The organism is bacterium SCSIO 12741 (assembly GCA_024398055.1).
Lineage (GTDB): Bacteria > Bacteroidota > Bacteroidia > Flavobacteriales_G > Salibacteraceae > SCSIO-12741.
Window position 1 is genome coordinate 1,647,068 of record CP073749.1, and the last position, 13,829, is coordinate 1,660,896.

Consider the following 13,829-nt stretch of genomic DNA (forward strand, 5'->3'; position numbering starts at 1 on the left):
TTAAAATCCTTTACTAACCTGCTCCTGAGCCCAACCTCTGGCTTGCTCATCACTGGAGACATAATCTTCATAACCTGGCTTCTCAACCCATGAAACTGCATCCATGCACGCCTCATTCAATTGAGCAATTTGCAGAAACCCAATTTTACCGTTCAAAAAAGCTTCTACAGCTATCTCATTGGATGCGTTCAATACACAAGGCATATTTCCTCCCAAATCCAGTGCTTTAAACGCCAGATTTAGGTTGCCAAATGTCTCACGGTCAGGCTGTTCAAAAGTAAGAGATGGGTAGTCCAAAAAATTAAATCTCGGAAAGTCAGAAGGGTATCTGTCTGGGTAAGTAAGCGCATATTGGATCGGCAGCTTCATGTCGGGTAATCCCATTTGCGCTTTCATACTTCCATCTTCAAATTGAACGATAGAATGGATAATGGATTGAGGGTGTACAATCACATCGATCTGCTCTGGTTTTAAAGCAAACAACCATTTTGCTTCAATGACCTCCAGGCCTTTGTTCATCAACGTGGCCGAATCGATTGTGATTTTAGCACCCATATCCCAATTGGGATGTTTGAGGGCTTGTTCCCGGGTAACATTTTGAAGCTCGTCGCGACTTTTTCCGCGGAACGGACCTCCTGATGCGGTGAGGTAAATCTTCTCGATGGGGTTGTGAAATTCTCCAGCCAAACACTGAAAAATGGCGGAATGCTCCGAATCCACCGGATAAATATTTACCCCTTTTTGGCGAGCCAACTGGGTAACCAAATCGCCAGCAACCACGAGGGTTTCTTTGTTGGCCAAGGCAATGTTCTTTCCGGCTTCAATGGCATTTAGTGTGGGTTTCAAACCAGCATAGCCAACCAAAGCCGTTAGGACGATGTCGATGCTTTCCATTTCCACACATTGCTCCAAAGCTTCCCGACCTGCGTACACCTTGATTCCTTCTGACCAAAGTGCATCGGATACCTTTTGATACTGGGATTCATCACCAATAACTACTGCATTAGGTTTGAATTCCAAACTTTGCTCGATAAGTGCATCTGCACTTTTGTTCACGGTCAATACTTCCACCGAAAACTTATCAGAGTGTGCTCGAATTACATCCAAAGCCTGGGTTCCAATAGAACCTGTGGATCCGAGGATAGCAACTCCTTTTTTCTTTTCGTCCATAGCTGCACAAAAGTAGGAAAGCCTGACGTAGCACAAACAGGTAATAGAACGATTAGAGAATTTGATTTTTACCCGGTTCCATTCCAGTTCAAAAGCATTTAGTTTTCTGAATTTGGCTTCAAAAGAAGTCACCCTATTGACCGATCAGAAAAAAAGAAAGCCCTGCAATACTAAATTCGAGATACTTTTGTTAACCCATGGCAATGAAAGTTTGTTTAAGCAGTCTGATCGCATTGACTCTGTCACTGGGAAGTATAGCCCAGGAAGTGGCCATCGGCCAGTGGCGAGATCATCTTCCCTACCGAAACATAAAACTGATCGCTGAAACAGCGGATCGGGTATATGCCTCTTCTGAATCGGGTCTTATGGCCTATGATTTGAACGAACAGTCGGTAGATCGAATCTCCACCATTAACGGTCTTTCGGATATTGGAATCACGGCATTGGGTGCTTCTCCGGATGGAAAAGTGCTTTTCGTGGGTTACGAAACCGGCGGTATTGATTTGGTCAAGGGAAATCAGATAGTTTACCGTGCGGATGCTGTGCGGGCCAATATTTTGGGTAACCGCCAGATCAATGACTTCATGTTTCACAATGACTTGTGCTACATCGCCACAGGTTTTGGTATTCTCGAATTCGATTACAAAAATGGTGACATCATCAATGCCGAAACCCGAGAAACCTTTTTGATCGGAGATGAGGGTGCTTATGTGTTTGTTAATTCAACCCATGTGCTCAACGACACTCTTTATGCGGCAACAGAAGAAGGGCTGTTTTTATCTCCGTACAACAACGAACTTTATGTCCCCTCCAATTGGAAAAAGGACACTACGATTCCCAACCCTGATTCCAACTTCGACATTGTAAGTTCCATTGGTAATGAACTATTGGTCAATTATCCGGTTTTTGAATACCGCAAAGACACTCTTTTTTCTAAAATCAATGGAAAGTGGAGTGTCAATACGCATCGGCTTGGTGAGGACAACCGATCGATGAAACGCTACGACGATCGAATCGTTTTTGCATCTACCACCTCCATGGAAATGTATGATTCCAGCTGGACGGTATTGCGCAAAGCTTTTACTTGGGGTGGCGGCGGACTGGACCCTAACATTTGTGTTTTGGGACAGAATGAGGTTGTCTGGATTGGTGATCGACGCGTAGGCTTGATCAAAAACCTCAATGAGCAGGTAAACGATGTGATCAATCTGGGCGGACCTGCATCCAATCGGGCATTTAACGTGTTTGTGTATGGAAATCGTCATTTTGTAACAGGTGGAGGTCACAATACGAATGGGTTTACCTTTAAATTGAGTGCCGAATTATCCTTTCAGGAAAATGACGATTGGACCATTTACACAGGCTATAATACCAGCAAATTTCAGGGTGTACAGGATGTTACCAGTGTTACGGTAAACCCCAAAAACAAAAACATATTCTTCGCCTCCTCACTAAATCAAGGACTCATTCAATTTGAAAATGACCAGGCCACAACGCATTATCCTTGTGATGGAGATACGCTGGATACCATTACGGGGGAATATGCTTCATTAGTGATGTAAGCTATGATCAAGATGCAAACCTGTGGTTTGTGAATGGGTTGACCAAAGAACCACTCCAGGCTTTTACTCCTGCGGGTGAGCACTTAAGGTTCCCTGTTTTGTTGGATGGTGCTACCATAAACACGGGTCGAATGTTTCACATGACCTGGGGTCACATTTGGGTTGTTACCCCTCAAAATGGCCTTTTTATCTATGATTACAACGGTACGTTAAAGGACACGACTGACGACCGATACATGTTTTTGAACTCAGGAGTGGAAACCGGAAATTTACCTGACAATGAGGTGTATTGTGCGGTGGAGGATTATGACGGCCACGTTTGGGTGGGAACCCGTGTAGGAATGCGCGTTTTTTACAATGCTCGAAATGCTTTTAACTCCAGTAATTTCAATGCACAAGACGTGTATATTCAGGAAGGAATCTACACCCAAATTCTCATGGAAAATGAGAATGTAGCTTGGATCGCGGTGGATGGTGCCAATCAAAAATGGATGGCCACCCGAGGTTCAGGAGCGTTTCAAATTTCGGCTGATGGGTCCGAAGAACTTGCGCACTTCACGGTGGAAAACTCGCCGATTTATAGCGATTACCTAAATAGCCTGGTAATCGATGGTTCTTCAGGAGAAGTTCTTTTCGCAACAGACAAAGGACTGATCGGCTATCGCGGTGAAGCGACTACAGGAAACAGTAATTACAGCCAAGTTCAGGTTTTTCCAAATCCGGTAAAATCGGATTACACCGGAAACATTGGTATATCGGGACTCATGCCTGATTCTGAGATTCGAATTACGGACGTGTCTGGAAACTTAGTGATGAAGGCAACGTCTCAAGGAGGATCTTACTCCTGGGATGGAAAGAATTATGACGGTAACCGGGTTCATACTGGAGTATACCTCGTTTTCGCTTCGAGTGAAGATGGCAGTGAAAAAATGGTTACTAAAATTCTGTTTCTGAACTAAGGCCTTTCTTCCAAGCAAGCAACCCATTTACCATCCAGGTTACCACACTGATTAGAAACCAAAAGAGGGAAACAAAAAATCCCATTCGCACAAGAGCCGGGTTAAACCAGTATTTGATTTCATGGGTTCCTGCATCCAGCTGAACGGAATTGATGTTGGTGTTTACCGGTAGGTTTTCGACACGTTCGCCATCTACTCTTACCATCCACGATTTGTGAAAGTTTTGATTAAACACCAATCGTCCCGGTTTTTCCATTTTCACTTCAAGCCTTATTTCATTGGGATCGAAATGGTGAATGGTAATCGGCGCTGCGGCTGAATCGGGTAAAATCAAGCCGTTTTGCTCCACTCCGGTAAATACCAATGGCATTTGCGAAATGGGTTCCAAATGACCTAATTCGCGGCTTTGATCCATAAGTGTCAAGCCATAGGGACTGCAACCGTCAATCGTAGGAATCTTCTGGTAGATGGCCAGGTTTTTCCACAGATAAGGAATGTTGTTGAGCGTGATGTCGTTATTTTCAGCCAGGGATTGATCGAGGTTAGGAATCGGAAAGCCCTTGGGCATTTCTTTGAGTCGGGCTTCTACGTCATCCGGAGCTCGGTTTTCGATCACAGTGCTGTAGATGTTTAGCTGTGTGAACAGTATGATTTCTAAAACCACTAACCCGGTCAACCACTTCAACCGATGTGTGTAGATTAACACCACAGATCCAACGAGAAACAACCAAACAAAAAACTGCTCCAGGTAAACCCGCTCTTTTATTCCTGCGACTTCATCAAAACGAAAATATCCTTCCAGAAAAAAGTCTCGAATCATCCAACGTTCTACCCAAAAGGCTTCAACGATAAGTGCTAAAGTCAAGACCGCGGTAATTCCAGCCAAGCCCATTAAAGCTTTTCGGTCTTTGATTAAGGCATCAAACGCATTTCCAAAAGCCAACAAGGAAAAGAAGGTGGCAAACATTCGGAAGAGCGTTGAAAACCGGAACAAATCCATTAACGGCAAGGTGTGGTACAGCATTTTTCTCACTGGAAAATCCTGAGCCATGGCCGTCATGTAAAAGAAAATGGCCAACAAGAAATAGGCCCAAAATGACTTTGGCATCCGTCGGAAAAAGACCACTCCGAGCAATATGAACATCCAAGTTAAACCACCCGCAAAACAATTGACTAAGGCCAAATCGGCTCCCCAAAAATCTGGCTGAATCGTAACCGCCATCGGAGTGAACACGGATAAAATAGCCTTCCAGGGAAGAGATCCGGTTAAAATTCCCCAGGCATCACCATCGAGCGAAAGGCCTTGGGTTCGATTAATCAAAGGGGTTAGATCAAGTAGGCCTAGAAGAAATACGGAGGAAATCATGATTACCCCGATTCCCAGATTAATCAGATTGAACCATTTTTTCAGAACAAAGGTTTGTGCTCGAATCTGCTGAATTAATCGAATGATCAACAGGGCGATTAGAAGGTAGACCACCACAATGACAATTCCCGGATAAACTCCTGTAATCATGCAAAAGGAAACCAAAAAGATGGGCGGCATCAATTGCCATCGAAAACTCTGCAAGTAGCGATCAAATAACCAAATCAACCAGGGAAGCCAGGCGGCACCAGCGGCATAGCCCAAGTGTTGAGCATTTCCAATCATAAATCCATTGAGGGAAAAATAGATGGCCCCAATCAAAGAGGCTTGTTTGGAAATATTCCACCATCGCATAAGTTTATACATGCCCCATCCAGCAAGGATTAGGTGAATGAGAAACTCATATTGGATAGATGCTGGGGTGTAGGGTCTTATTAAGCCTATGATCCAGGCAATGGGGTACCAGGTGGAACCATCGCCCATTTGAGGGAAGCCACCATTCATGTAGGGGTTCCAAAAAGGAAAAACACCATTTCGAATACATTCACTTACCAAGTGTCTCCACGGTAAGGTAATGTCCATCATGTCCCATTTCATTAACCGCGAATAGGTGCTTATCTGCCACAGGGCAAGCGCCACGGTAAACGCAATAAGAAGGTAGGGTGCGTATTTACGAAAAAGTCGGAGTATGATTCCCGAAGATGACATTGGGGTAATAACTCCTGAAGGCCCGGATTATTCTTCCTCTTCTTCCGGCTCCAGTTCTTCTCCTAAAAGAAGTTTTTTGTAATCCTGAATTTCAGACAGATTGAACTTATTGGAATAGTCGCCAACTAATTGGAGGAAATACTCAAAGCTGGTTTCATCGTCTTCGGCTCTTTCTGGAAAAACATCAACCAGGAAATCTCCGTTTTCTTCGATGTGCTCGTAAGCCAAGCGGCAAACTTTGGTCAATGTAGGATTTCCAATCGTTTTGAACTCTTCGCGCAAGGCTTTCAGAGCTTCCACAACCTGACCATCTTCGAAACCATTTTTCTGATAGGCTTTAACTACTTTATCTAATGCCTCCATTTTTCATTCTGTTTTAACGCTCCAAATTTAATTTTTAAAGCGGCTTAAGCGGCGCTTGAAGGATGTTTTTTGTTTTATATTGGTCAAACCTAAAGATTACCCGACTATGAAAAATTCAGTGCTGCTGGCCTTTGTGCTGGTATTTTTTGTTTCCTGCAAAGGACAAAATCAAACCTTCGCCGAACGCTTAGGTTATAACAAAGGAGACCGAGTTATCATCTTACATGTAGACGATGCTGGTATGTCCTATGACTCCAATGAAGGAACCAAAAAGGCAATCAAAGACGGTGCTTCCACCTCGTGTAGCGTAATGATGCCCTGCCCCTGGGCACCTGGCTTTATCAACTGGTTGAAGGAAAACCAGGATGTGGATGCCGGTTTGCATCTTACGCTGAATTCAGAATGGGATAACTACCGGTGGGGTCCTGTAGCGGGTAAATCTGCGGTGCCTACGCTGTGCGATGATATGGGTTATCTGTGGCCATCGACGGGTCAGGCGATTCAAAATGGAAACCCAGAAGAGGTAAAAATCGAGATTCGCGCCCAGCTTCAGAAAGCTCGTGAGATGGGTTTTGAACCCTCCCACATTGATGCACACATGGGAACCATTTTTGCCCGTGAAGACTTCATGAATCACTTTGTTGCTTTGGGAATGGAAAATCATATTCCAGTTATGTTCCCTTGTGGCCACAACACCTATTTCAAGAATTTTCTTCGCGAACAAGGAAAGTTTCGATTGATGGCTATGGGTCAATACCAGGAGGGAATGGATATTCCTTTGCCTATGACCGATGAACAATCTGCCCAGATGGGTGAACTGTTGTGGGGTGCTGGCCTTCCCGTTATCGATGACATGCACAACCAAAGTTACGATTGGCCATACCCCGAAGACATGGAAATGACCGACGAAAACATTTTGGAATACCGAAAAAACAAGTACAAAGAAGTGGTTAAAAATGCCAAGCCTGGTGTAACAATGATCATTATGCATTGTACTGAACCTACTGCGGCTTTTGCTGATATTACGGAATCTATCCACGTTAGAAAAGGTGACTTTCTGGTAATGACAGATCCTGACTTTCAGCAATTTCTAAAAGATGAAGGAGTTATTCTTACCACATTTAAAGACCTAATGGTGCGTAGAAATCAAGCGAAATAGGGGATTTCCTCTTCGTGAATTCGTTTGAATCCTATTGTTTTTTTTCGTTATTTCGAGCCCGCTTAAAACTCCTGCTTCTGAAGGGTTTAGAGTCAGGTAAACAGAGACAAAGCATACTATGAGCCGGATCGATTATACCCACTGCCCCGTTTGTGATCATCAACACTTTAAACCGTTTTTGGCGGTTCCTGATCATTCCGTATCCAAAGAGGTGTTTGAACTGGTGGAATGTAGCAACTGCGGTTTTGTTTTTACTCAAAACGTTCCTTCTGAAGACACCATTGGGCCTTACTACCAAAGTGAAGCCTACATTTCTCACTCTGATTCAAAGAAGGGTGTAATCAATCGAGTTTACCACCGGGTAAGGCAATACATGCTCAACCGGAAATGGAAACTTATCAGCGGGTTAACGGCACACAGAACTTTACTCGATATCGGGTGTGGAACAGGTTACTTCCCGGATTACATGCAGAACAAAGGTTTTGAAGTGACCGGTGTAGAAAAGGATCCTGATGCTCGTAAAACCTGTAAAGATCTGTTTGGCCTCGACGTGCTTGATCCTGACGTATTCCTGGACAAAGGTCTTGGGAAAAAATTTGGAGCTATTACGCTGTGGCACGTATTGGAACATTTGCACCAGCTAAACCGCTATCTGGAAACCATGCATAAGCACCTGGAAGATGACGGTATTTTGGTTATCGCCGTTCCGAACCACGATTCCCTGGATGCGGCTCACTACAAATCTGACTGGGCAGCCTATGACGTGCCCTTGCACTTGTGGCATTTCACCCCTTCGGATATCGACAACCTGGCCGAGAAACATGGATTCAACAGAATTCGCTTGACGGGTATGCCTTTTGATCCATTCTACAATTCTCTTCTTAGCGAGCAATACAAGAAGAATCCGCTTTATCTGATTTCCGGGTTTATCTGGGGTAAAATGTCATTCTTAAAAGGATGGATGAATCCTAAGAAAGCGAGCTCGGTGATCTACGTTCTGAAGAAGAAACGTGGGTAGGGTGGGGTTCAATCTTGAATCTTGAAATTTCAATTCTGAAACCTTTATTTTAAGTAGTCCCATTCGGATTTGTAATCCGAATGTTGGAGGTTGCGGATTTTAAACTGAGCTTGCGACCTCATGAACGAAGTGAGTAATCCGCGGCTCATGCTTTCGGATGACATATCCGAAAGAGTGATTGTCTCTTTGATGGGTTTGTGTGCCTTGGTATTCTTAGGCGTTGGCGAAGAATTTCTTTTGGAAAAGGATGATCATTCCTACACCTACGGTTATGGATGAGTCTGCTATATTAAAAACCGGTCGAAAAAACAGGAAGGGGTCTCCGCCCCAAAATGGCATCCAATCCGGAAAATGGCCGCTTAAAATGGGAAAATAGAGCATGTCTACCACTTTCCCGTGGAACAATTTGGAATATCCACCGGCATCTGGAAGGAATGTTGCCACCTGATGGTAGCTATCGTTAAACCAAATTCCGTAGAAAACGGAATCCACAATATTTCCAAAAGCTCCAGCCAGGATCAGTGACAAACTAATCACGAGCCCTTTTGGAGATCCTGTTCGAATCATTCTTACCAAGAAGTACAGAATACCTGAAACTGCCACAATTCGAAACAAGGTCAGAATCAATTTTCCATATTCACCGGCAAACTCAATACCGAAGGCCATACCATTGTTCTCGGTAAAATTGATGTAGAACCAATTTCCTGCAACCGCAATTTCATCGGTCAGAGTCATGTTCAACTTTACCCAAAACTTACTTGCTTGGTCCAACACAAGAACCAATAAGACGGTTATCGTGGCAAGGTATGAGGTATTTTTCATGGGGTAGGATTACAAAAAAGTCCCGATCAAAAACCGGGACTCTACTTTGTAGTAAGAATGTTTCTATTACTTCTGCTGAGCCATTTTGGCCTCGATACTCAAGGTAGCGTGTGGCACAACGCGCAGCCTTTCCTTTGGAATCAATTTTCCGGTTACCCGGCAAACTCCGTAGGTTTGGTTTTCAATCCGCACCATCGCATCTTCCAGGTGCTTGATAAATTTTTGCTGTCTTAAAGCCAATTGGGCGGTCTCTTCACGGGAAAGAACATCCGGTCCATCTTCCATCAATTTGAAAGTGGGTGAGGTGTCATCCGTTCCGTGGTGATCTTTGTGAGACATCGTACTGGTTAGTAGTTCCAGGTCTTTGTGGGCCTCTTCCAATTTCCCTAAGATGATTTCTTTGAATTCCGACAATTCGGAATCAGAATATCTTGTTTTTTCTTTTTCAGCCATATCGAAAGGATTTAGACTTTTTCTATTTCTAAAACGGTTTTGATTTGGTCGTCGATTTCGACTTCCACACTGTCGGCCCCGATCATTTCATTTACCAAAGTCAGCTGATCTGCAAGCGTTTCCGCGCGAATATAATCCAAATTGTTATTTATCGCCGGGTCCAGCTGTTCATTTTTGCAAATGTTAATACGGATTCTATCCGTTACTTCAAGGCCTTGGTTTTTCCTCAAATTCTGGATTCGGTTCACCATTTCACGGGCAATACCTTCCTGCCATAAATCATCGGAAATCTGAACATCCAGAGCGACGGTAATATTACCTTCAGAGGCTACTAACCAACCTGGTACGTCCTGAGAAGTAATGATGACATCCTCGTGATTAAGGGTAATCATTTTTCCTTCTAAGTCTACGTCCAGCTCTCCATTTTGTTCAAGTTGAGCGATACTTCCAGCATCCAAACCAGCAATGATGCCGGCCAAAGTTTTCATTTGTTTTCCGTAAACACGACCCAAGGTTTTAAAATTGGCTTTGATCTGTTTGACCAGAATTTCATTATCCGGATCAATGAACTCCAAGTCTTTTACATTTACTTCATTCAAAATCAAAGATCGTACCGCTTCCACCTCTTCCCGGAAATTTTCCTGGATAGCTGGAATTAGTATCCGTTGTAACGGTTGTCTTACTCGAATATTTTCCTTCTTTCTCAATCCGAGAATCAAAGACGAAATTTTCTGGGCTTTACGCATACGACTTTCCAGGGCCGCATCAATACACTCTTCTTGAACATCGCTGAAATAGGCCAGGTGTACTGAATTCTCCTGTCCCTTTAAATCGCGGTAAAGTTTATCACTGAAGAAGGGTGCAATCGGAGCAGACAATACAGCTACCTGTTCCAAACATGTCAATAGCGTTTGGTAAGCCGCTTTTTTGTCCTGGTTGTATTCTCCTCTCCAGAATCGTTTTCTACACAAACGAACCCACCAGTTGGAAAGATCGTCCACGACAAATTCCTGGATCATACGACCAGCCTTCGTTGGGTCATAATCACTCAAGGATTCTCTCACAGCTTTGTTCAGGGAATTTAATCGGGAAAGAATCCATCGATCAATTTCCGGTCTTTGGGCTACAGGAATTTCAGGTTCTTCATTGGTAAATCCATCCACATTGGCATAAAGCGCAAAGAAGGAATAGGAGTTATGAAGGGCTCGGAAGAATTTCCGCTGCACTTCAACAATACCTTCTAAGTCAAACTTCAGGTTATCCCAAGGCTGTGCATTGGTAATCATGTACCAACGGGTAGCATCAGGGCCATATTTTTTCAGTGTCTCAAAAGGATCTACTGCGTTACCCAAACGCTTAGACATCTTCTGTCCATTTTTGTCCAGTACCAGTCCATTCGACACTACGTTTTTGTACGCAATGTTTTTCTGGGTCATCGTCGCAATGGCATGCAGGGTAAAAAACCATCCCCGAGTTTGATCCACACCTTCAGCAATGAAATCTGCAGGGAAGTTTTGCTCAAACTCTTCTTTGTTTTCAAAAGGGTAGTGCCACTGAGCGTAAGGCATGGATCCCGAATCAAACCAAACATCGATCAGGTCCGCTTCCCTTTTCATGGGCTTGCCAGAAGGAGAAACCAAAACGATGGCATCAACAATGTTTTTGTGCAAATCGATGAGCTCGTAGTTTTCCTCACTCATATTTCCAACTTCAAATCCTTCGAATGGATCTTTGTCCATCAATCCGGCCTGAAGTGATTTTTCTATTTCTGCCTTGAGTTGTTCCACGGAACCGATAACTATTTGTTCCGCTTTATCCTCGGTTGTCCAGATGGGAATAGGAATACCCCAATACCTGGACCTAGATAAATTCCAATCCTGAAGGTTCTCCAACCAGTTTCCAAATCGACCTTCACCGGTAGATTTTGGTTTCCAATTGATCTTCTTGTTGTTCTCGATCAACTCTTCTTTAACAGCAGTTGACTTAACAAACCAAGAATCCAAGGGATAGTAAAGGACCGGTTTGTCCGTTCTCCAACAATGAGGATAGGTGTGCTCATATTTCTCAACCAAAAAGGCCCGGTTTTCCGTTTTCAATTTGATTGCAATTTCTACATCCAAGGATTTTTCCGGAGCCTCTTCGTCCGTGTAGTATTCATTCTTTACATACTTTCCGGCCCATTCGCCCATGGAAGAAATATAGCGTCCTTGCAGATCTACAATGGGCACGGCATTTCCATTTCCATCATCAACCAACATAGGTGGCACTCCAGCCAACTTAGCTACCAAGGCATCATCCGCTCCAAACGTTGGTGCAGTATGAACCACTCCGGTACCATCTTCTGTGGTAACAAAATCACCAGGAATTACACGAAAAGCCTGATCTGGATTTTCCATCGGTTGCACCGCATCGATCAATTGCTCGTAGCGAATGTTCAACAATTCCTCACCCGTAAAAGTGGCTAATACCTCATCTCCGCTATCCTCTTTGGAATAGGCCGAAAGTCGGTCTTTTGCCATTATCACATTTATGGGTTCTTGGGTATATCGGTTTTTGGTTTGAAGTAAAACGTATTCAATTTTCTTTCCAACCGTCAAAGCAGTGTTCGCTGGAAGTGTCCAAGGAGTTGTTGTCCATGCGAGGATGAACACCTCCCCAGATGCTTTTTCAAAAACCTTTTCGGAGGCCTCATCGCGTATGACTTTAAACTGGGCAACGATGGTCGTATCCTTTACCTCACGATAAGTTCCAGGTTGATTCAATTCGTGCGAGCTCAATCCGGTTCCAGCCTTCGGAGAATAGGGCTGAATGGTGTAGCCCTTATACAACATATTGTTGTCATAAAGTTGCTTGAGCAAGTGCCAAACAGACTCCATGTATTTGCTTTTGTAGGTAATGTATGGATCATCCATATCCACCCAGTAACCCATTTTTTCAGTTAGGTCATTCCATACATCCGTGTATTTCATCACCGCTTTTCGACAAGCATCGTTGTAGTCTTCTACCGAAATGGTTTTTCCAATATCCTCTTTGGTAATTCCCAATTCCTTTTCAACTCCAAGTTCCACGGGAAGTCCATGGGTGTCCCATCCAGCCTTCCGTTTTACCTGAAAACCTTCCAAGGTTTTGTACCTGCAAAAAAGGTCTTTGATGGTACGGGCCATCACGTGGTGAATACCAGGTAGACCATTTGCTGAGGGAGGCCCCTCATAAAACACAAAAGGCTTTTTCCCTTCACGGGTCGAGACACTTTTTTCAAACGTATTTTCCTCTTTCCAGCGGTCCAGCATTTCATCAGCCAGGGCGGGCAAATCGAGGTTTTTGTATTCAGGATATTTAGGTTTTGTCATTTTCTCCGAAAAAAGAAGCGCAAAATTAGCAAAATCAAGTATTGCTTCGCCTGAGATTAGTGGATAAACGGAAGGATGGCCTTTCGGTTTTTAGGATAGTCTTCAAACTTGGTTAAATACCACTTGTGATTTGCCAGGGCTCGAGGGTACAAATTGGCCAGGGTCCAAACCCAAAAAGTAAGCGCTGCCGGGGATCCTGTAAGCAATACATAACCCAGCCATTCCACAATTTCACCTAAATAATTGGGGCTGGAAACATAACGATAGGCAAAACCAAAGGGTATTTTATATCCCTCATCACTTGATGTCCGTAGCCCAATTAAGATTCGATCCGATCGAAAATGTAGCATAAAACCAATCACAAAAAGTGCCGAACCCAGGCCAAATAATAGGGGATGGATATCACTCCATTGCACATCGGGATTGACATAACCGAAGTAATAACCGTTTAAAGAACCATTCACCGAATTGAAAAACACCGCCATCAATACGATCGAAAGTGGCATTTTCTTGTTCGTAGTTTTAAGCATAAAGGGAAATACAAAACTCCGGTAGAAATAATGAAACACCCATAAACCGTAAAAAAGCCACACCCATGGTGATAGTTCATTTGGGCTCAGCATCACCCAAAAAGTCAAACTCAATGGCGACACCGTCTCCATTAAAATCCAGCCTAAACGGTTATCAATCATCGGACCCCAGCCACCACGGGTAAATCTTCCGTATGGAGCTCTAATAAATAATAGGGCGATAAACGTGAAAATAGCGACCAACATCCAGCCGCCAACCAAGTGCATAAAATCCATAGAATAGACCGATTGAATACTCCCGCAAGTTATTCAAATTTCAAAATCAATAACTTGTGGAACAAATCCACACACCTAATACCTGAAAAAAGT

11 protein-coding genes are annotated in these 13,829 nt (G+C 43.7%); 4 read left to right on the plus strand and 7 right to left on the minus strand.

Features of this window, described 5'->3' with window-relative positions:
- Positions 1-1,170 carry a 1-deoxy-D-xylulose-5-phosphate reductoisomerase gene (locus tag KFE98_07045; GenBank protein UTW64661.1) on the minus strand — a complete coding sequence of 390 codons (1,170 nt, stop codon included), beginning with the start codon at positions 1,168-1,170 and terminating at the stop codon, positions 1-3.
- Positions 1,171-1,373: 203 nt separating this feature from the next.
- Between KFE98_07045 and KFE98_07050 the strand changes: the two genes are divergently transcribed.
- Both KFE98_07050 and KFE98_07055 read left to right on the plus strand, forming a co-directional pair.
- Complete coding sequence (locus tag KFE98_07050) at positions 1,374-2,732, plus strand: hypothetical protein (GenBank protein ID UTW63887.1); 1,359 nt, start codon at positions 1,374-1,376, stop codon at positions 2,730-2,732.
- 29 nt (positions 2,733-2,761) lie between these two features.
- Positions 2,762-3,691: a T9SS type A sorting domain-containing protein gene (locus tag KFE98_07055; protein UTW63888.1), complete on the plus strand. Its 930-nt coding sequence runs from the start codon at positions 2,762-2,764 to the stop codon at positions 3,689-3,691.
- On the opposite strand, the gene KFE98_07060 is transcribed toward KFE98_07055, so the two are convergent.
- Positions 3,669-5,654, minus strand: a complete 1,986-nt coding sequence (locus KFE98_07060; protein UTW63889.1) for a hypothetical protein — start codon at positions 5,652-5,654, stop codon at positions 3,669-3,671. The genes KFE98_07055 and KFE98_07060 overlap by 23 nt on opposite strands.
- A 138-nt stretch (positions 5,655-5,792) precedes the next feature.
- Positions 5,793-6,128, minus strand: coding sequence for a hypothetical protein (locus KFE98_07065; protein UTW63890.1), 336 nt, complete (start codon positions 6,126-6,128; stop codon positions 5,793-5,795).
- A 106-nt stretch (positions 6,129-6,234) separates the two neighbouring features.
- Here KFE98_07065 and KFE98_07070 point away from each other — a divergent pair, with 106 nt between their 5' ends.
- Both KFE98_07070 and KFE98_07075 read left to right on the plus strand, forming a co-directional pair.
- Positions 6,235-7,287, plus strand: coding sequence for a polysaccharide deacetylase family protein (locus KFE98_07070; protein UTW63891.1), 1,053 nt, complete (start codon positions 6,235-6,237; stop codon positions 7,285-7,287).
- A gap of 118 nt (positions 7,288-7,405) precedes the next feature.
- Positions 7,406-8,305, plus strand: a complete 900-nt coding sequence (locus tag KFE98_07075; protein UTW63892.1) for a class I SAM-dependent methyltransferase — start codon at positions 7,406-7,408, stop codon at positions 8,303-8,305.
- 213 nt (positions 8,306-8,518) lie between these two features.
- Here the strand turns inward: KFE98_07075 and KFE98_07080 are convergent, their stop codons facing one another.
- The 4 genes from KFE98_07080 to KFE98_07095 all read right to left on the minus strand — a co-directional run bounded on the left by KFE98_07080 (position 8,519) and on the right by KFE98_07095 (position 13,736).
- On the minus strand, positions 8,519-9,127 hold the full coding sequence (locus KFE98_07080) for a lipoprotein signal peptidase (GenBank protein UTW63893.1): 609 nt from the start codon (positions 9,125-9,127) through the stop codon (positions 8,519-8,521).
- A gap of 66 nt (positions 9,128-9,193) precedes the next feature.
- Positions 9,194-9,580 (minus strand): TraR/DksA family transcriptional regulator, encoded by a 387-nt coding sequence (locus tag KFE98_07085; protein ID UTW63894.1) that lies wholly within the window; start codon positions 9,578-9,580, stop codon positions 9,194-9,196.
- Between the two features lie 11 nt (positions 9,581-9,591).
- Complete coding sequence (locus KFE98_07090) at positions 9,592-12,930, minus strand: isoleucine--tRNA ligase (protein ID UTW63895.1); 3,339 nt, start codon at positions 12,928-12,930, stop codon at positions 9,592-9,594.
- A 56-nt stretch (positions 12,931-12,986) separates the two neighbouring features.
- Positions 12,987-13,736 carry a DUF1295 domain-containing protein gene (locus KFE98_07095; protein ID UTW63896.1) on the minus strand — a complete coding sequence of 250 codons (750 nt, stop codon included), beginning with the start codon at positions 13,734-13,736 and terminating at the stop codon, positions 12,987-12,989.
- Between the last annotated feature and the right edge of the window lie 93 nt (positions 13,737-13,829).